Source organism: Lentilactobacillus parabuchneri DSM 5707 = NBRC 107865 (genome assembly GCF_001435315.1).
GTDB classification, from domain to species: Bacteria; Bacillota; Bacilli; order Lactobacillales; family Lactobacillaceae; genus Lentilactobacillus; species Lentilactobacillus parabuchneri.
In genome coordinates, this window is sequence record NZ_AZGK01000003.1 from 232,886 (window position 1) to 251,189 (window position 18,304).

The 18,304-nt window shown below is 45.4% G+C and carries 19 protein-coding genes, 1 tRNA gene and 1 pseudogene; 14 read left to right on the top strand and 7 right to left on the bottom strand.

Translation table 11 applies throughout. From position 1 onward, the window contains the following. Position 1: 1 nt before the first annotated feature. The 7 genes and pseudogenes from FC51_RS05035 (at position 2) to FC51_RS05065 (ending at position 5,820) form a co-directional block, all read left to right on the top strand. Positions 2 to 418, top strand: a complete 417-nt coding sequence (locus FC51_RS05035; protein ID WP_057911062.1) for a 3-hydroxyacyl-ACP dehydratase FabZ family protein — start codon at positions 2 to 4, stop codon at positions 416 to 418. Between the two features lie 13 nt (positions 419 to 431). Beyond that, positions 432 to 1,811 (top strand): acetyl-CoA carboxylase biotin carboxylase subunit, encoded by a 1,380-nt coding sequence (gene accC / locus FC51_RS05040; RefSeq protein WP_057911063.1) that lies wholly within the window; start codon positions 432 to 434, stop codon positions 1,809 to 1,811. Next, positions 1,792 to 2,634, top strand: coding sequence for an acetyl-CoA carboxylase carboxyltransferase subunit beta (locus FC51_RS05045; protein ID WP_057911064.1), 843 nt, complete (start codon positions 1,792 to 1,794; stop codon positions 2,632 to 2,634). Before accC ends, FC51_RS05045 begins: the two co-directional genes overlap by 20 nt. Then, positions 2,627 to 3,397, top strand: a complete 771-nt coding sequence (gene accA / locus FC51_RS05050; RefSeq protein WP_057911065.1) for an acetyl-CoA carboxylase carboxyltransferase subunit alpha — start codon at positions 2,627 to 2,629, stop codon at positions 3,395 to 3,397. Before FC51_RS05045 ends, accA begins: the two co-directional genes overlap by 8 nt. Positions 3,398 to 3,424: 27 nt before the next feature. Next, a complete protein-coding gene (gene fabI, locus FC51_RS05055) occupies positions 3,425 to 4,183 on the top strand; it encodes an enoyl-ACP reductase FabI (protein WP_057911066.1) in 759 nt (252 codons plus the stop codon). Positions 4,184 to 4,212: 29 nt separating this feature from the next. After that, positions 4,213 to 5,205 carry a biotin--[acetyl-CoA-carboxylase] ligase gene (locus tag FC51_RS05060; RefSeq protein WP_057911067.1) on the top strand — a complete coding sequence of 331 codons (993 nt, stop codon included), beginning with the start codon at positions 4,213 to 4,215 and terminating at the stop codon, positions 5,203 to 5,205. A 71-nt stretch (positions 5,206 to 5,276) separates the two neighbouring features. Further along, positions 5,277 to 5,820: pseudogene (locus tag FC51_RS05065) on the top strand (biotin transporter BioY). A gap of 73 nt (positions 5,821 to 5,893) precedes the next feature. Here FC51_RS05065 and FC51_RS05070 read toward each other — a convergent pair. From FC51_RS05070 to gntK, 3 genes are all read right to left on the bottom strand, one after another. Then, positions 5,894 to 6,697 carry a hypothetical protein gene (locus FC51_RS05070; RefSeq protein WP_057911068.1) on the bottom strand — a complete coding sequence of 268 codons (804 nt, stop codon included), beginning with the start codon at positions 6,695 to 6,697 and terminating at the stop codon, positions 5,894 to 5,896. Positions 6,698 to 6,850: 153 nt separating this feature from the next. Beyond that, the gene (locus tag FC51_RS05075) at positions 6,851 to 8,212 is read right to left on the bottom strand and encodes a gluconate:H+ symporter (RefSeq protein WP_057911069.1); all 1,362 of its coding nucleotides are present in this window, start codon (positions 8,210 to 8,212) and stop codon (positions 6,851 to 6,853) included. Positions 8,213 to 8,251: 39 nt separating this feature from the next. Continuing rightward, positions 8,252 to 9,814: a gluconokinase gene (gene gntK / locus FC51_RS05080; RefSeq protein ID WP_057911070.1), complete on the bottom strand. Its 1,563-nt coding sequence runs from the start codon at positions 9,812 to 9,814 to the stop codon at positions 8,252 to 8,254. Positions 9,815 to 10,112: 298 nt separating this feature from the next. Between gntK and FC51_RS05085 the strand changes: the two genes are divergently transcribed. Both FC51_RS05085 and FC51_RS05090 read left to right on the top strand, forming a co-directional pair. Continuing rightward, positions 10,113 to 10,958, top strand: a complete 846-nt coding sequence (locus FC51_RS05085; RefSeq protein ID WP_057911071.1) for a MurR/RpiR family transcriptional regulator — start codon at positions 10,113 to 10,115, stop codon at positions 10,956 to 10,958. 34 nt (positions 10,959 to 10,992) lie between these two features. Further along, the gene (locus tag FC51_RS05090) at positions 10,993 to 11,751 is read left to right on the top strand and encodes a GH25 family lysozyme (protein ID WP_057911072.1); all 759 of its coding nucleotides are present in this window, start codon (positions 10,993 to 10,995) and stop codon (positions 11,749 to 11,751) included. Between the two features lie 78 nt (positions 11,752 to 11,829). On the opposite strand, the gene FC51_RS05095 is transcribed toward FC51_RS05090, so the two are convergent. Next, complete coding sequence (locus tag FC51_RS05095) at positions 11,830 to 12,198, bottom strand: DUF4828 domain-containing protein (protein ID WP_057911073.1); 369 nt, start codon at positions 12,196 to 12,198, stop codon at positions 11,830 to 11,832. A gap of 125 nt (positions 12,199 to 12,323) precedes the next feature. Here FC51_RS05095 and FC51_RS05100 point away from each other — a divergent pair, with 125 nt between their 5' ends. From FC51_RS05100 to FC51_RS05120, 5 genes are all read left to right on the top strand, one after another. Continuing rightward, a complete protein-coding gene (locus tag FC51_RS05100) occupies positions 12,324 to 13,325 on the top strand; it encodes a Gfo/Idh/MocA family protein (RefSeq protein WP_057911074.1) in 1,002 nt (333 codons plus the stop codon). A gap of 21 nt (positions 13,326 to 13,346) precedes the next feature. Continuing rightward, complete coding sequence (locus FC51_RS05105; RefSeq protein WP_057911075.1) at positions 13,347 to 14,636, top strand: DEAD/DEAH box helicase; 1,290 nt, start codon at positions 13,347 to 13,349, stop codon at positions 14,634 to 14,636. Between the two features lie 51 nt (positions 14,637 to 14,687). Further along, positions 14,688 to 14,760, top strand: a tRNA-Arg gene (locus FC51_RS05110). Between the two features lie 219 nt (positions 14,761 to 14,979). Continuing rightward, positions 14,980 to 15,819: a transporter substrate-binding domain-containing protein gene (locus FC51_RS05115; protein WP_057911076.1), complete on the top strand. Its 840-nt coding sequence runs from the start codon at positions 14,980 to 14,982 to the stop codon at positions 15,817 to 15,819. A gap of 14 nt (positions 15,820 to 15,833) precedes the next feature. Next, complete coding sequence (locus tag FC51_RS05120; protein WP_057911077.1) at positions 15,834 to 16,499, top strand: amino acid ABC transporter permease; 666 nt, start codon at positions 15,834 to 15,836, stop codon at positions 16,497 to 16,499. A 97-nt stretch (positions 16,500 to 16,596) separates the two neighbouring features. Here FC51_RS05120 and FC51_RS12430 read toward each other — a convergent pair whose 3' ends face one another. The 3 genes from FC51_RS12430 to FC51_RS05130 are packed head-to-tail and all read right to left on the bottom strand — an operon-like array spanning position 16,597 to position 18,148. Next, the gene (locus tag FC51_RS12430; protein WP_167547572.1) at positions 16,597 to 16,740 is read right to left on the bottom strand and encodes a hypothetical protein; all 144 of its coding nucleotides are present in this window, start codon (positions 16,738 to 16,740) and stop codon (positions 16,597 to 16,599) included. 5 nt (positions 16,741 to 16,745) lie between these two features. Continuing rightward, positions 16,746 to 17,201: a GtrA family protein gene (locus FC51_RS05125; protein ID WP_057911078.1), complete on the bottom strand. Its 456-nt coding sequence runs from the start codon at positions 17,199 to 17,201 to the stop codon at positions 16,746 to 16,748. Next, positions 17,201 to 18,148, bottom strand: a complete 948-nt coding sequence (locus FC51_RS05130) for a glycosyltransferase family 2 protein (protein WP_057911079.1) — start codon at positions 18,146 to 18,148, stop codon at positions 17,201 to 17,203. Before FC51_RS05130 ends, FC51_RS05125 begins: the two co-directional genes overlap by 1 nt. Between the last annotated feature and the right edge of the window lie 156 nt (positions 18,149 to 18,304).

Below are 18,304 nucleotides of genomic sequence, written 5' to 3' on the forward strand. Positions count from 1 at the left end.
GATGCAACCAGATGTACAAGATGTGATCCCACAACGCTATCCCTTCCAGATGATTGATCGGTTTCTTGACGTCAAGCCGGGTGTGAGTGCCAAGGCGGTCAAATTGATTTCAATTAACGAATGGTTTTTTGCCAACAAGAAAGCGGACAATCTGGTGGTCCCACGCCCAATTATGATTGAGTCGATGGCCCAAACGGGGGTCGCCGCAATTTTGTCAATGCCTGAGTATTCCGGCAAAAACGCCTTTTTTGGTGGTATCAAGGATGCCGTTTTCCAAGACGATTTTCGTCCTGGGGATCGCTTAGAGTTTGAAGTGGAATTAAAAAAGCTCAAGCACAATATCGGCTTAGGTCACGGAACAATTACCCGAGATGGGCAGAAAATTTGTGATGCCGATTTAATTTTTGCAGTTGAGTAATAGAGGTGAGCGGATGTTTAAAAAAGTATTAGTTGCCAATCGTGGCGAAATCGCCGTACAGATTATCCGGGCACTCCACGACATGAATATTACCGCCGTGGCAGTTTATTCCAGTGTTGATAAGGACAGTTTGTTCGTTCGCCTGGCTGATGAGGCAATTTGTATTGGCGGTCCGCAGCCAAGCGAGTCTTATTTGAATATGGCCCAAATCATCAGTGCGGCTAATTTGACCGGCTGTGAAGCCATTCATCCCGGTTACGGCTTCTTATCCGAGAACGCGGAGTTTGCCGAACTGTGCGAGACCTGCCACATTAAGTTTATTGGTCCCAGTCATGAGTTGATTTCGTTGATGGGTGATAAATCAAATGCCAGAGAAGCCATGAAAAGAGCCGGCGTTCCGGTGATTCCTGGAAGCGATGGCGTTGTCAGCACGGTCGCTCAGGCCAAACGTGTCGCCGAAGACATCGGTTTTCCGGTTTTGTTAAAATCTGCTGCCGGAGGTGGTGGCAAGGGCATTCGTGAAGTTGACGATCCCGACGCCTTACAAGCGGCTTTTGAACAGACACAACAAGAAGCACGGCTTTCCTATGATGACGAAGATATTTACGTTGAAAAGCTGATCCGCCACGCCAAACACGTTGAAATGCAGGTCATTGCCGACACGTTTGGCAATGTGGTTTATTTACCAGAGCGGGACTGTTCGCTACAGCGCAATCATCAAAAAGTCATCGAAGAAAGTCCATGCCTGTTGATTTCGCCGGAAGAACGAAAACAATTAGGCGAAATTGTTGCCAATGCGACATTGAAATTAGGGTATACCAACACGGGGACTTATGAGTTCTTAATGGACGACGCGCACCATTTTTATTTCATGGAAATGAATACGCGGCTTCAAGTCGAACACACGATTACCGAAGAAGTGACCGGAATCGAACTGGTCAAGGCCCAACTGGCCGTGGCTGCGGGCGAAAAGCTGGCCTTTAGCCAAGCAGATGCCGCTGTCAAGGGTCATGCGTTGGAGTGCCGGTTGAACGCAGAAGATCCTGCCAACAACTTTGCTCCTCAACCCGGCCAAATTAGTCAATTACTTTTCCCGGCAGGTTCACTCGGTGTTCGAATTGATTCCGGGGTAACGGCTGGAAGCTTTATTTCACCGTTTTACGATTCCATGATTGCCAAGCTGATTGTCCACTTAAATGATCGGGATGCCGTGATTGCAAAAATGAAACGCGTTTTAGGCGAACTTGAAATTGAAGGCATCCAGACCAATCAAGATTTCTTGAAAGCTTTGATTGGGACCGATCAGTTCAAGCAGGGCACTTATTCAACCAGTTTTATTGAAAATGATGTTTTAAGTGACAAGGAGGGGTTCCATGTTACGGAGTCGGTTTAATATGCCTAGCCACGAAGAATTAGTTAAGCGAATGGACAGTATTCCCGACCATATTCTCCGCGAATGTCCAATTTGTCACGCAACGTTTTTTTCACTGCGGGCCGGGTCAAACAAAACCTGTCCCAATTGTGGCTACGGATTTCGAATTACGGCTAAGCGGCGCGCAAAGATCACTTTTGATTCCTTTGAAGAAATCGATCGGCAAATGACGATTCCGGATCGTTACACGGACGAAAAGTACCTGGCCAAGGTCAAAAAAGCCAAGAAGGTCACCGGCATTAACGAAAGTGTCTTGACCGGGATTGGAACGCTTGACCACCAGCAGGTTGGTGTCGGGATCATGGACCCGTTTTTCGTCATGGGGAGCTTGGGAAGTGCAACTGGTGAAAAGATTACCCGTTTGTTTGAAGAGGCAACTCGAAAGCATTTACCGGTTGTCATGTTTACCGCCTCTGGGGGTGCCCGGATGCAGGAGGGAATTCATTCTCTGATGCAGATGGCCAAGGTATCCAGTGCGGTTGAAGCACACAGTCAAGCAGGTCTCTTTTATATCGTTGTACTTTGCGACCCAACCACTGGTGGGGTGACGGCCAGCTTTGCCATGCAGGGCGATATCATTTTAGCTGAACCCCACGCACTGGTTGGTTTTGCCGGCCGGCGGGTGATTGAGCAGACAATTATGCAAAAGCCGCCAAAGGACTTTCAGAGCGCTGAAACCGTGATGAATCATGGGTTTATTGACGCGATTGTTCCCCGAAAAGACATGAAGCAGACGTTGTCCAAATTGATTTCTCTGCACACAAAGGAGAATGTATATGGTTAATAAAACTGCATATGACCGGGTTAAGGCAGCTCGCCGACCGGATAAAATCGGCACCAGTGAACTTATCCATGGGTTGACGACCGACTTTTTCGAACTTCACGGCGATCGCTTAGAAGCCGATGATCAGGCGATTATTGGCGGCGTTGGCCTGTTGAAGGGAAAGCCGATCACGGTGTTTGGCATTCAAAAGGGTAAAGATACAGACGAAAACATTGCCCGCCACTTTGGCAGTCCAACGCCAGAGGGGTATCGTAAAGCGCTTCGCTTGATGAAGCAGGCGGAAAAATTTCACCGACCGATTTTGAGCTTGGTAAATACACCTGGGGCTTGGCCGGACGTTGAATCCGAGTACCATGGTCAAGGATCAGCGGTGGCGCAAAACATTTTACAGGGCATGCAGCTCAAGGTTCCCTACGTGACAATTATTGTCGGCGAAGGGGGCAGCGGCGGCGCGCTTGCTTTGGCGACAGGAGATCGAGTCTGGATGTTTGAAGACAGCATCTACTCGGTTCTCTCACCGGAAGGCTACGCCAGCATTATGTGGAAAGATTCATCCAAGGTTCAAGAAGCGGCGGAAGAGCTTAAATTAACACCGGAAGCGTTATTGAAAGATGGTATTATTGATAAAATTATTCATGAATATAAATCCGGTGATGATTTGACCCCGCTGATTGACATGCTGGACGATGCGTTTTCTCACCTGGCTGAACTGCCGGCTGATGAACTGGTTGAACGCCGTGTTCAACGTTATCGTAATTTTTAGTTGAAGAACAGATTTGGAGGCTCAAATATGAGTGGCTTTTTAGATGGAAAGACAATCGTCATTATGGGGGTTGCAAATAAACGCAGTATCGCTTGGGGCTGTACCCAAGCAATCTTGGATCAGGGTGCCAAAGTCATTTTGTCTTATCAAAATGATCGCATTAAGAAGAGTTTGGAACGTTTCGTTCCTGACGACCTTGATTTGATTGAGTGCGACGTTTCAGATGATGCCAACGTTTCGAAGGCGTTTGAAGAAATTGGCCAAAAGTATGGCAAAATCAACGGTGTCATTCATGCGATTGCCTTTGCAGACAAGGATACGTTAACTTCTGGTCTGGTGAACACTACAAAAGAAGGCTATGATTTAGCACAAAATATTAGCGCTTATTCATTAATCTCGGTTGCCCGTTACGCACAGCCGGTATTGAATAATCCAGCTAGTATTTTGACGTTGACTTATTTTGGGTCGACTCGGGCTATCCCCAATTACAACATGATGGGCGTTGCCAAGGCTGCACTTGAAGCCAACGTTCGCTACTTGGCTTCTGATCTTGGCAGTGACGGCATTCGTGTGAACGCCATCTCGGCTGGGGCGGTTAAAACCTTGGCTGTTACTGGGATCAAACATCACAGTGACTTGCTAAAGGAATCAGAATCACGAACCGTTGATCAAAAGAGTGTCACAACCAATGAAATTGGGAATGTTGCCGCCTTTTTGATGAGTGATTTATCAACTGGGATGACCGGTGACGTGGTATACGTTGACAAAGGTGTCCATTTAATTTAGATCTAACGATGTTTTGAGTGGGGTGGGAAATGATGAATCACCAAGACCAAATTTTGATGGCGCTGCTAAAAGCAAACGGGCGTTACGTTTCAGGAAATACGCTTGCCAAAAAGTTTGATATCAGCCGCCCCGCAGTCTACAACAATATCTTGAAACTCCAAGAATGCGGTCATGTGATTTCCAGTAAAAAGGGCTTGGGCTATGCTTATCAAAAATCGCGGGTGTTTAATCGTCAAGTTATTGACCATTATCGAACGACGACGCTTCCGGTCAACATCCATACCTTCAGCAGCGTGGCGTCAACGAATGACTATGCCAAGCAGTTCAGTAGTGCTAATCAGGTTGAACTTCCGCAAGTCTTTTTGGCCGATACACAAACCAAAGGCCATGGCCGGCTCGGCAGACACTTTTACTCTCCAAGTAAGGGTGGCATTTATATGAGTATCCTGCTGCCGATTCACAGTCGGATTACGATTCATTCCGGGTTGTTGACCACAGGCACAGCCGTTAGCGTGGTGCGGGCGTTAAAACAGTTTTTCGCCAACGCTGATTTCCGGGTTAAGTGGGTTAACGACATCTTGGTGCACAATAAGAAGTGTGGCGGAATTTTGACCGAGACCGTGACAAGCCTGGAAGATGGCTCACACGAAAGCGTTGTGGTCGGAATTGGGCTCAACATTGACTCCGACAATTTTCCTGCCGAGATTCAACAAAAGGCCGGCGCAATTGTGACCAAGAGTTCAGTTGATAAGAATCGAATTGCTGCCAGCATCATTGATAACTTCTTTTATATGTATCAAACCTATGAGAGCGGCACCTTTCTCAAGGAGTACGCAAGGCTTTCTGAGACGCTGGGCAAACGAGTTGAGGTTGTCATGGGAAATCAAACGGTAACTGGAGTGGCTGATCATTTCACTCATGAAGGTGCGTTGGTGATTCAAAAAGATTCTGGCCAGACTGCGACAATTTCAAGTGGTGAAGTGACGAAAGTCTATTTGCCGGAAAATCAGTACCGTGGCTAACATTTTTAATAATTTGACGGTTAATCGACTTGTTTAAGTGGCTTAACCGCCTTTTTGAAGGGTGACATTAAATGAAGATTCGAGACATTGTCCAAACGGCCTTAATCACGGCCGCAATTATTGTCATAGGAATGATTCCCCCAATTCCATTAGGATTTATTCCGGTGCCAATTGTCATGCAGAATCTGGGGATTATGCTTGCCGGCATTGTTCTGGGTGCCAAAAAGGGGACGATTGCCGTTTTCATGTTCTTGTTACTGGCATTTCTTGGCTTTCCAGTTCTGAGTGGCGGTCAAGCAGGGCCAGCGGTCTTTATTGGGACGACAGCGGGCTATTTGCTGGGTTGGCTAATAACGCCCGCAATGATGGCTTACGGCCTCTCTAGGCCAATTGTGAGCCGTTCATGGGGGGCAACTGATTGTCATCTGGATAACGGCCGTCTTGATTGTTGATGCAATTGGCTCGCTTTGGTTGTCGGTTGTGACGCCAATTTCGCTGACGGGTTCGTTAATGTCAAATCTGGCCTTTATTCCAGGCGATTCAATTAAGGTGTTTGCCGTTTATTTGATTGGTGTGCGAATGAAGGCACTGACGACGACTCCGGTCGTTAAATAAATATGAGCAAACAGGAAAAGCGTTTTGATCCCAGTCATTGAGAACTGGGGTCAAAACGCTTTTTTGGTTGGCTTCAAGAAACGCTAGGAGATTCGGCAGCGAGTTGAATGGCTTCAGAGATCCGATTGAGATCAATGGTAATTAGTGATTGTGGACCGGTGATTCTAAAGAGTGGTGGAATCGCTGAGACGTTGAGAACTTGCCGGAGCTTTTCTTGGGGGATGTCAGAAACATCTAAATAGTTAACGGTTACCGCATTATACTGAATGGCGGGCAGCAGAATTTGGGCCGCTGTTCGACTAACAGGGTCGTCCGCCTGGCCAATAAACACAATTTGATCGTGGGGATCAGTTGCCATTGCCGTTAAATCTGCCAGATTAATCGGGTGAATGAAATGAGATGCCTTTAACATGTGGGTATAAGCACGTTTTTGTGAGTTGACAATGAGTCGTTCAAACAGACGCCAGCCAAATAGTTTGGACAGTATCAATAATCCAAGTAGGGGCAATGCAAAAATATAGTTCATCAGGGCAATGACAAACGCGCCCAACCATTGGAAAAGGACTGAATCAAAGCCACCAGGAATGAAGATTGTGGCGTTACTTGCCTGAATCGCCAAAAAGTAGCTGGTTCCATTAACACCCCGATCAAGCGCTGCAACCGAACTGGATTGATGGCCGGCATGCTCGCCAATTGTTTTCAGCCAAAAAGCGGAAATTGGGAAGAACAAACCGGCATTGATGACGTTATAGTAATCAAACATCATTGAGGATTGGCTGGCACCAGTTGCGGATTTTAAGTGGGTTCCCAGCCAAAAGATGAAGCACAACAAGCCACTCAGTAAGTATATTTTGAGCCATTTCGAGAGCGTCTTCATTCCACCGCCTCCAATCTTCATTGAAAGTATAACACTGTGGGTATTTAGATAATAGTCACTTAAGCGTGGCATCAAAAAAAGCGGTTGGGGCAAAACGTTTCGTTTTGTCCAGCCGCTTAATTCATTTATCAGAAAACTTGTGGGTGGTTGAGATTAGTGGAACAACAGGTTAAGTCCCATAACCATGATAATACCAACAATTGAAATAATTGTTTCAAGAACCGTCCAAGTCTCAAGTGTTTGTTTAATTGTCAAATCGAAATATTCTCTGAACATCCAGAAACCAGCATCGTTAACGTGTGATGCAGCAAGTGAACCGGCACCAATGGCAAGTACCATCAAAGCGGGGTCAACACCGGCTTGAGACATCAGTGGTGCAACAATACCAGCGGCAGTCAGTGAGGCAACGGTTGCAGAACCTAAAGCAATCCGAAGGACAACGGCCACTAACCAGCCAAGAATTAATGGTGAAATTGGGGAACCGATAAACAGTTGAGCAACGGCTTTACCAACACCGCCGTCGATCAGTACTTGTTTGAAGGCACCACCACCACCAATAACCAACAGCAGCATGGCGATTGATTTAACGGCATTTTCAAGTGACTCCATGATTTGAGCAGTTGAACGCTTACGATTCCAACCCATGGACCACATTGCGAAGAATAATGAAATTAACATTGCAATACTTGGTGAACCAATAAATTCAATAATTGAATCAAGTGCTGATGGGTTCTTTGGATCCACACCACCATTGACAGTTAGCTTATAGATTGTGGCAATGGCCAGCAAGATAACTGGGAACAGGGCAGTTAGTACAGAGAGACCAAACGATGGTGATTCTTCAGGGGTAAATTGTTTAACTTCACCAATTGAAGACAAGTTACCTTTACGATTGAATGCGTCAGGCGCATACTTCTGTGCGACACGTGAGAAAAGTGGTCCGGCAATATATGCAGCAATAATAGCAATGACAAAACCGAACAAGAGAACTTTACCATCGTTGGCACCCAAAACTTGCGCAATGGCAACTGGTGCTGGATGGGGTGGCAAGAATCCGTGGGTAACTGACAAAGCAGCGGCCATTGGAATTCCTAAATAAAGAATTGGAACGCCGGCTTCAACGGCAATAGCGAAGACGATTGGAACCAGTAAAACCATTCCAACTTCGAAGAACAATGCAATACCAAGAATAAATGAAGCAAGCATAACGGCGATCTGGAGACGTTTCTTACCAAAACGTTTAATCAGAGTCTCGGCGATCATATACGCACCACCGGAATCCGATACCAGTCGCCCTAACATGGCACCAAAGCCGAAGACCATGGACAACTCGCCAAGTTGACTCCCAATACCGTTTGTGACAGAAGTGGCGATGTTTCCAAGCGGCATTTGTAACATAATCGCAGTAACGACAGCAGTTAATACCAACGAAACGAAGGTATTAATCTTGAACTTGATAATCAGAACCAGCAAAAAGATGATTCCGATTAACAGCGCTAGTAGCTTTAATATCATAATTTTTCCCCTTTCAAATGACAAAAACCATTACAAACTCTATTCAGACTTGTTAGCCCCTTCGCCTTCATGTTCATGACGGCGTTGATACTCAGCGATGTTCTTATATTCCGGCTGAAGTGAACGACTTAAGCGGATATAAATTGGGATTAATTCCCGATAGGCTTGGAAATTCTTTGGATCCGGATGGTGAACAACGGTTGTGCCGACAAAGTTGGAAACGTCAGTTAAGCTGTTAATCAACCCTAGGCTGTACATCCCAAGCGTTGCGGCCCCAAGAGCGGTACTTTCAAAACTTTCGGGAATCGCAACGTCTTGCTCGAAGATATCGGTTAACATTTGACGCCAAAGTGCAGAACGGGCAAAGCCACCACTTGCCTGGATGCTGGTTGGACGGCCGACAACTTCTTCAAGGGCCAATGCAACCGTGTAAAGGTTGTAGACAATCCCTTCAAGAACGGCACGAATCATGTGGGCTCGAGTATGGGTACGGTTCAAGCCGAAGAATGATCCGCGAGCGTTGGCATCCCAAATTGGTGCCCGTTCGCCACCCAGGAATGGGAAGAATAACAGACCATCTGATCCGGCTGGAATCTTAGCGGCAATGTCTGTTAACAGATCGTACGGATCAATGTGCATTTGTTCAGCAGTCACCTTTTCAGGGGCACAGAGTTGATCACGAACCCAACGGAAGACAACACCACCGTTATTGACAGGTCCGCCAATGACCCACATGTCCTTTGCCAGATAATAACAGAAGACTCTGGCTTTTGGATCAGTGTGCGGCTTATCAGTGACGACCCGAACAGCGCCGGAAGTCCCAATTGTAACGGCGATGACGCCTGGCTGAATCGCATTAACCCCCAGGTTGGCCAAAGGACCGTCCGAAGCACCAATGATAAATGGCGTGTTTGGATCGATTCCCAAAACCTTAGCGTATTCGTCATGCATCCCTTTGAGTTGGTAGGTAGTATCCACCAGCTCCGGCAGTTGGTCACGAGTGACACCAGCCAACTTGAGTGCTTGTTCGTCCCAGTCCATGTTGTAAATGTTGAACATCCCAGTTGCGTTGGCGATCGAATAATCTTCTTTTAAGACACCGAATAATTTATAAAGAATGTACTCCTTGATCCCAACAAACCAGCGGGCTTGGTTGAACAAATCAGCTTCATCGTTTCTCAGCCAAATTAACTTGGTTAACGGCGTCATTGGATGAATCGGTGTTCCGGTATGCTTGTAAATTTCCATGCCTTCGGGGCTGGCCTTTAACTTATCCGCATAGTTGACGGCGCGGTTATCGCCCCAGGTAATCGCCCGTGTCAGCGGCTTGTGATCCTCGTCAAGCAGAATCAGACTGTGCATGGCACAAGAAAATGCAATCCCTTTCAATTCTCCTTTCTTTAAATTTGCTTTGCGAATCACTTCAGTAATGCCGTCAGACATCGCTGAGAAAATTTCCTCTGGATCTTCCTCGGCCATATCAGGGGTATCTTGATAAAGCGGATATCCATTGTTGGAATATCCGTGAACCTTACCCTTAACATCGTAGAGCACGGTCTTAACACTGGTTGTTCCAATATCAACACCTAGCGTATAATCCATGTCAATAACTTCCCTTCTTTATTAGTGACAGTCACGGCCGAAACAAGCCTGATCGCGTGGTAAAAAATAATCGCTGCGTCGTTCTACCAATGTCAATCGTGAAGCATTGGTTCGGTACCGCTTCCAAATAAAAATATCATCTTAACTGGTATACTTCAAATATTTCGACCATTGAATTTACCAGCTTGTAAACGCAACCACAATTATATGAAAAACAATTTCACAATGCAAGAAATTTGTTGTAAAATATTTACAATGAGACAAAGTAAGCACTTATTATACATGAAAGGTGATCATTATGAGCTCGCCAGTCCAATTATTGAAACAATCGTTTGATGATCTAAGCAGAACCAATAAAAAAATTGCGAAATACGTCATGGAAAATCCACAGGCTGCCTCGGAGGCTAATATCGAGGATTTGGCCGAGGTGACCGAAACATCAACCGCTTCAGTCTCCCGTTTGGTAAAAACCTTGGGGTACGGTAACTTCCGCGAGTTTACGTTGGCATTGGCCTATACGCAATTGCGACCACAGAATCTGCCGATCTTTAAGGATATTGACGCCCAGGATTCTCTGGGAACGATCGCCGATAAAATTTTTAACAGCAGCCAGCGGGCGATTCAAGACACCCGTACCGGAATTGATGAAGATGAATTTGCCCGCGCCGTATTAAGGATTATCCATTGTCGGCGCCTGGGACTATTTGGTTTGGGTGGCTCTTCAGTGGTTGCCCTTGACGGCTACCACAAGTTTTTGCGGACCTCAATTGAATGCGCCTATTATCCGGACTTTGACGTACAGTTGATGCAAGCTGTAAAATTGGGGGAGGAAGATTGTGCAATCGTCATTTCTCACTCCGGTAAAAACCGCCAAACATTGAAAGTGGCTGAAACATTGAAGAAACGAAAGGTCCCAGTGATTGGGATCACCAGCTACCCCGATTCACCATTGGCGCTTCACAGCGACATCACGTTTATTTCGTCAAGTGATGAATCCAATTATCGTTCAGAGGGGATGTACTCGCTGATCGCCCAAATGGCAATCGTTGACACACTGTTTATGATGGCAACGGTTCGAATGGGCCCGGCGACAGAAGATACGATTCGCAACGTTCAAAATATTATTGAAAGTACTCGCGGCTAATACCGGTTAGTCGGGAAACTGAGATGACCTTTATATGAAGCGAAGAGATATTCAACCAATATATGCTGAAACATACCAGCGCCGTAAACGCACGCGCAGGGTTGTTCTCGGCATTTTTTTGTTGGTCGTCATTTTCTTGGTCAGCTTTTTGTTTCTCAAATGGCATGAAAATGAGCAGTTAAAAAAGTATCCAATTCGTGGCGTTGCCATTGATCAAAGCAATGGCTACATCGATTTTGAAAGCTTAAAAAGCCAGGGAATCAACTTCGTGTATTTAAAAGCGACTCAGGGAGCCGCGTATACCGACGACAGCTTTGATAGTAATTTCCAGCGTAGTCAGGGTTCCCAGTTACCGATTGGGGTTTATCACTATTTTAGTTTTACCAGTTCACCGGCTTCTCAGTTCAATAATTTCGTCCGCCAGGTTAAGTACAATACAGGAAGTCTGCCAATTTGTATTCAGGTGCAGTATTATGGCACGTTTGATGCGAATTCAATTCACTGGCAGAATGCGCGAAAATCCTTGAGTCGCTTAAGTCTGCTGTTAAAGAACTATTACAAACGGCCGGTGGTGATTTGCGCTTCTCATGAGGTGATTAAGAACCTCAAGTTAAAGGCAACTTCAAAGACCCAGTTTTGGGTAACGGATGGAAAATTAGGAAAGCCAAACGCGGATGCCACCTTCATTCAAGCAAATGCCAAGACGGGCTTTAAATTGGATCGGCAGTTGGTTTTTCTGCCAATGTCAGTTTTTAATGGCAATCGGGGCCAGTGGCATCGCTATGTTGACTAACGGATCGGGCATTTCTTCAACTGCCCGGTCAATTGTCAACATCAAGCCAAACAAAAAACCCACCAAATTGGTGAGCCGTCATTCAAGTTTTTTGGTTGCGTTAGCTGATTTAAGATCGTACGTATAGTTTTCCGACTCATCGTAAAATTTGATGGGTCTGGCTTCGTTCCCCCGAATTTCCAACTTATAGCCAAACTTGTCAACATAAGATAATTCATATCTTGTCAGCAGTGACACCTTTGCCGACATGTCTTTGCCATCAATCAATAATTTCAGATCTGGTCCGATTTCAATTTGGTGGACCCGATTTCTGTGATCAACATATTCCCAAGTGCCGACAAAAAAGAGTGGATCGGCTGGATCCGGCTGGTGACTTGGGGCCTTTCGGGTATGAAAAAGACTGAAAAGAAATGAAATCATAAAGATAAAGATGCTGCGTTTGCGCAAAAAATCATCCCCTTAATACAGATTAGAGTCCCAGTATACCTGCAAAATATAACAGAGAGTGTCTGATTTCGTTTTCATTGGGTTAAAACCTTGTTACAATTTAATTAAGAAGGGTGGTTGTTAAATTGATTAAATTAGGGATTATCGGAACCAACTGGATTACCCAGCAATTTGTCGAGGCCGTTAAATTGTCCGGCAGGTATGAGTTGGTCAGCGTTTACTCCAGGCACGCAGAAACGGCAAAGACCTTTGCTGAGAAAAATGGCGCGCAGGAGACGTTCACCGACCTCGACCAATTTTTATCCCAGGGGGCATTTGATACGGTGTATATTGCGTCGCCCAACAGCCTTCATTTTGCCCAGGCCAAAAAAGCGATTCAAGCCGGCAAAAATGTCATCGTCGAAAAACCCGCTTTCAGCACCCAAAAGCAAATGGCGGCAATTCAACAGCTGCTTGATGAAAACGATCAGGTCCTGTATTTTGAAGCGGCCAGAAATATTCATACTGAAAACTTTCATACGATTGAAAAGAAATTGGGCGAATTAAAAACCGTTCAGGGAGCAGAATTTACCTACTCGAAATATTCGTCTCGTTACGATAAGGTTTTAGCTGGAGAAGTGCCAAACGTCTTCTCGCCGAAGTTTGCCGGCGGCGCCTTGCAGGATTTGGGGGTCTACACCGTCTATGATGCGGTTGCGTTATTCGGAATGCCTGAAGATGCGGTTTACTTCCCACAACGGATCACTTCCGGTGTTGACGGCAAGGGAACAGCAATTTTAACTTATCCAGAGTATAATGTAACCTTGAACTTTTCAAAAATCACCAATTCCCATATGACGTCCGAAATTTATGGTTTGAAAGACTTAATTGAAATTGATGATGCCGGCGAAATTAACGCGGTGATCTATATTGATGATGATCAAAATAAACAGATGATTGGCAACACGATTAATGAGAACCCAATGCTGCCAGAGGCAAAAGATTTTGCCCGCGTCATCGAAGATCCGCATCACTCACAGAACCAAAAGGATTATGCCTACTGGCGTCAGTTGAGTGTTTACGTCAATCAGCTGATTTATCAGTTGCGGCAGTCCGCCCACATTTCGTTTACCGGCGAAGAGAATTAACCAAGAAAATGGAGAAACAACGTGATAGAAGAATTTAAAACCCATGCAGCAAAATTAGGCTACCAACAACCGACGGCCATTCAAAAAGCAGTCTACCAGCCCCTTAAAGACGGCCAAAGCGTGGTTGGCCTGGCACCAACCGGTTCAGGAAAGACAGTGGCTTTTGCCCTGCCATTACTTGAACAGATTCAACCGGATGACGGATTATCGCTTTTGGTCATTGAACCGTCTGCCGAACTGGCAATGCAGACGCAAAAAGTCCTTTTGGAATGGGGGAAGCTGATTGGCTTGTCAGTCGAGGGGATTATTGGCGGTGCCAACATTTCCCGCCAGATCGATAAGCTGAAAGATCACCCAAACGTGATTGTCGGAACAACCGGCCGGATTATGAACCTGATTGATTTGGGAAAGTTAAAACTCGATTCACTTCAGGCAATCGTCATCGATGAAGCGGACAATTTGTTAAGTGAAGACACGTTGGCCTCAATTCGGACCTTGGTTGATTTGGCCCCGGACGAAGTGTCACTTGGATTCTTTTCTGCGACCAAGAATGATCTTTTGACCCACATCAATCGCTGGTTTATTCAAGATATTCAGACCTATGATGTATCTGATATTGACGATACCCGCGGCGTTGTTTCGCATACTTTGTTGGAGGTGTCCAACAAGAAGAAAGCCCAGATGCTGTTGAGATTTCTCCACTTGAAGGATTTCAAGGCGCTCGTCTTTTTTGACAAGTTGGATACCCTTCAAAAAGTGGCCGGCTTTTTGGCGCATCGCCACATCAAAGAAGCTGCCCAGCTGACCAGTGAACAACGGCAAACGGTTCGCCAAAAGGCATTGAAAGATTTCCGCCAGGGAAAAGTTCGCCTCTTATTGACCACCGACGTTGCTGCTCGGGGGATGGACATTGATAAATTACCAGTGGTTGTGAATTTTGATTTGCCATCTGATCCGAAAACCTATATTCACCGGGTTGGCCGGACCGGACGGATGCACCAAGACGGAATGGTCATCAATATGGGGGATGATCATGACCTCCGGGATCTGAAAAAGTTGGTTAAACCATATGGTTACGAGCTGAAAAACATTTATTTCGATGGCAACCAGCTCTCCGATACCCGGCCGGATACACCGGTTAATTTGGATGATCAAAGCGATCGGCACGCGCCAAAGCCCCGGACTAAAGAAGCGGTTAAGTCCGAGTCCAAAAAGACAGTCCACAAGCGTCCGCAAATCAAGCCACAGGGCAAAAAGAAGCACAAACATTCCAAGCGAAAAGGGATGCATCATAAACGCACAGAACAATAATCCTCTTTACACAACTGCCGATAAATGAGAAAATTGACCTGCAGTTGTTTTGGCCCCATAGCACAACTGGATAGGGCACCCGCCTCCTAAGCGGTTGATCCCGGTTCGAGTCCGGGTGGGGTCAGTAAAAATCAATTAGGCTCTTAAAGCCTCAAAAACACCAGCGACGAACGTTAAGTTCACCGCTGGTGTTTTTAGTTTTGACGGGACTGTTAACTAATGAATTATCAAGCTTCTAACTGTTTAATTCCGGTCACAAATCAGTTGTGTTTCCTGCTTGTGAAATCGGTTTCACATGCCTATAATGATGACGGTACCAAAAACTTTAGGAGGTTGATTATTCATGCGCAGATTTAAATTTCGCTGGTTAATGTTGCTCGGTGTGATTGCTGTATTTGGATTGATTATCACTGGTTGTGGCCAGAAGAAGGCGGCTGATAAAGGGCCGTTGACGGTTGCCACATCCGGGACTCTTTACCCAACGTCGTATCATGATCAAAAGACGAATAAGCTGACCGGCTTTGACGTCGAAGTTGTGCGTGCCGTCGGGAAGAAATTGGGGAGAAAAGTGGTCTTTAAGGAAATGAACGTTGATGGTCAAGAGACTGCCGTTAAGACCGGCAAGGCTGATATGGCTGCCAATGACTTCTCCGTTTCGCCACAAAGGAAAAAGGAATTTGCATTATCGACGCCATATAAGCACTCGTTTAATAGTATTATTGTTCGAAAGAAAGATGATTCAGGCATTCATTCATGGGCCGATATTAAAGGCAAAAAAGCTGCTGGCGAGGCAGGGACCAATTACCAACGTCTTGCAAAGCAATTAGGTGCCAAGACGGTTAACTACAACAACGTTTCAAATGATGTTTATCTAAAAGATGTTGAAGCGGGTAAGACTGATTTGATCATGAATGATTATTACCTTCAAAAATTAGCGTTGGCTGCTGTTCCAAACAACACGTTGAAGATTATGCCAAATATGTACTTCACAACTAATGAGGACGGCAAGGGTGTTGGTATTTTGATGAAGAAGGGCAATACCAAGCTGCAAAAGCAGGTTGATAAGGCGCTTAAGGAATTGAAGAAGGATGGCACCCTCAAGAAGTTATCTGAGAAGTACTATCACGCAGACGTTACCAAGCAGCCCCACGTTCACATTTCAAAGACCTTTACCATTAAGTAGGGGTGGCGTTGCTGTTGGATATCATTAAATATTTGTCAATTCCAAATTTTTTCAATGCGCCACTGGCCGTGCGTTCGATTCCCCGCATTCTAGCGGGATTTCCGATGTCGATTGCGTTAACGGCGATCAGCTTTATTCTGGCGTTGATTTTGGGCCTGTTTCTGACGTTGGCTCAACTGAGCAAACGCAAATGGCTTCATTATCCGGCACGGGCATTCATCTCGTTTATGCGTGGGGTCCCGATGCTGGTCTTGCTGTTTATCATTTACTTTGGCTTTCGAGCCGACGCGCTTCCTGCGGCCGTCATTGCCTTTACGATTAACTGTAGTGCCTTTGTATCAGAAGTCTACCGGTCGTCGTTTAGCGCGGTTGATTATGGCCAATGGGAGGCAGCCTATTCACTTGGCTTGCCGTATCGAAAGGTCATTTCAAAAATTATCTTTCCGCAAGCCTTTCGAATTGCGATTCCGGCGTTGGGAAATATTTTACTTGATCTGTTCAAAGGCACTTCACTGGCAGCAATGATTACGGTCAGTGAAATGTTCATGGACGCTCAGATTGTTGCCGGTGCAAATCAAGATTACATGACGATTTACATCACGATTGCGGTGATTTACTGGTTCTTCTGTTGGTTGATGACGATTGGCCAGACACAGCTGGAACATTCGTTGGCTAAATAAGACTGCAAATTAAGGGACCTGTCAGCAAAACTTATGTTTTGCCGACAGGCCCTTTTAGTTATGATGTAAGAAATTCAAAAATCACTATCCAGCTCTATTACATCAGCATCTTTGCGACAACGGCCAGGATGACGATCATGACTACTGCCATCCCCAATAATTTAAAGCCGTCATTGACTGTGTAATAGCCCTTTGGAAATTCTTGTCGTTTCCGTCTTAATCCTTGTCGGTTAATTGGCATTTCCGTCACCGTCCTTGTCGTGGTTGATTCTTGGTTGTCTTGTTCGTACTATTTTTGAAAACGGCCCATTTTGACCAAAAGTAATTCAAAATAATTACGACTACGTTTTCAAATATTTTAACTAAAATTTGATTTTGGTGCATCAATGAGATTCCGATCCAAAGCAGGATCCATTCAATCACCAGAGTGGCCACCCGACCGCCGAAAAATGACGTCATTTCTTTGAGGTCACTGACCAATGATTTAGAAGGGGAATGAAAGACGAATGCTTTGTTGGTCAAGTAGGCGAATAAGACACTGACAACCCAGGCGATGAAATTATTGATCATGTAGTTCATCCCGGTAAATAAATGCAGCCCGGAAAAAATCAAAATGTTGACTGCAGTCGTTAAGACTCCCCAAAATAAATAGGCAATCACTTCTTGATATTGGTTATATAAGCTTTTTAACTTCTCAATCATTACCGTTTCTCCGCAATCACAAATTTAGGCCGGTGCTTGGTTTCCAGATAGATCTTGCCGACATATGTGCCTAAAATTCCAAGACTGAACAATTGGACACCACTTAGGAATAAAATGATCGACACCATTGACGCCCAACCATTAACCGAACCACCAAAGAACAGGGCTCGAATGACGACGAAAAAGAGACCGATAATCGAAAGGACAAACGTCAAGCCACCAACAAATGTCGCCATTTTGAGAGGAACGTCAGAAAAATCGACAATTGCTTCCATCGAATATTCAAACAGCTGAATCAGTGACCAAGAGGTTTCACCGGCGGCTCGAGGAACACCCTCATATTCCAAGTACTTGGTCTTAAAGCCCACCCAAGAAAACAGCCCCTTACTGAATCGATTGTATTCGGGCAGCTGTAAAATGGCATCGACATATTTGCGACTCATCAAGCGATAGTCGCGGACGTTTTGTTTCATCTGAACTTTAGACATCTTATTGATGATTTTATAAAAACTGGCAGATAGAAATGCCCGGATCGGGTTTTGCTTTCGTGATGTTTGAACACAGCCAACCACGTCGTAATCCTGGTCGGGGTCCTCTAAAATATCCACCATTTGTAACAACAGCTCAGGGGGATCCTGTAAGTCAACGTCCATGACGGCGACATAGTCTCCGTGTGCGTTGGCTAACCCGGCAGCAAATGCCGATTCCTTACCGAAGTTTCGTGAGAATGAGATGTAATGAACTTCGTCCGGATGGGCCGCGTTTAATTTGCGCATCACATCCAGTGTTTTGTCAGCCGAACCATCGTTGATGAAGAGGTAGTCGGGGTGGTACTGCTCTGTGTGGGATGCGTTTAATTTTTCAAACACAGTTTCTGTTGTGTCGTAGAAAAGTTCAACCGTTGGCTCCTCGTTAAAACAAGGAACAATTAGACTGATCGTTTTCAAAATATTTCCTCCATAACGTGTCTTTTTGACTTTGCTTTTGTGGCCTTTTGTTGGTAAGCTTGAATTCGTTTGGATTGACTAAATTCAAGAACAATGCCGCCCGCTTGGGACTCACATTGAAGTATGTAAAGAGCATGTCAACGTAAAATGATGATT

Bases quoted from the DNA above. Each gene is read 5' to 3' on its own strand.
- FC51_RS05085 (WP_057911071.1), top strand. From the start codon at position 10,113: ATGAGCTCGCCAGTCCAATTATTGAAACAATCGTTTGATGATCTAAGC.
- FC51_RS05045 (WP_057911064.1), top strand. From the start codon at position 1,792: ATGTTACGGAGTCGGTTTAATATGCCTAGCCACGAAGAATTAGTTAAG.
- FC51_RS05090 (WP_057911072.1), top strand. From the start codon at position 10,993: ATGAAGCGAAGAGATATTCAACCAATATATGCTGAAACATACCAGCGC.
- gntK (WP_057911070.1), bottom strand. From the start codon at position 9,814: ATGGATTATACGCTAGGTGTTGATATTGGAACAACCAGTGTTAAGACC.
- FC51_RS12430 (WP_167547572.1), bottom strand. From the start codon at position 16,740: ATGCCAATTAACCGACAAGGATTAAGACGGAAACGACAAGAATTTCCA.
- FC51_RS05125 (WP_057911078.1), bottom strand. From the start codon at position 17,201: ATGATTGAGAAGTTAAAAAGCTTATATAACCAATATCAAGAAGTGATT.
- FC51_RS05035 (WP_057911062.1), top strand. From the start codon at position 2: ATGCAACCAGATGTACAAGATGTGATCCCACAACGCTATCCCTTCCAG.
- FC51_RS05075 (WP_057911069.1), bottom strand. From the start codon at position 8,212: ATGATATTAAAGCTACTAGCGCTGTTAATCGGAATCATCTTTTTGCTG.
- FC51_RS05115 (WP_057911076.1), top strand. From the start codon at position 14,980: ATGCGCAGATTTAAATTTCGCTGGTTAATGTTGCTCGGTGTGATTGCT.
- accA (WP_057911065.1), top strand. From the start codon at position 2,627: ATGGTTAATAAAACTGCATATGACCGGGTTAAGGCAGCTCGCCGACCG.
- accC (WP_057911063.1), top strand. From the start codon at position 432: ATGTTTAAAAAAGTATTAGTTGCCAATCGTGGCGAAATCGCCGTACAG.
- FC51_RS05060 (WP_057911067.1), top strand. From the start codon at position 4,213: ATGATGAATCACCAAGACCAAATTTTGATGGCGCTGCTAAAAGCAAAC.
- FC51_RS05070 (WP_057911068.1), bottom strand. From the start codon at position 6,697: ATGAAGACGCTCTCGAAATGGCTCAAAATATACTTACTGAGTGGCTTG.
- fabI (WP_057911066.1), top strand. From the start codon at position 3,425: ATGAGTGGCTTTTTAGATGGAAAGACAATCGTCATTATGGGGGTTGCA.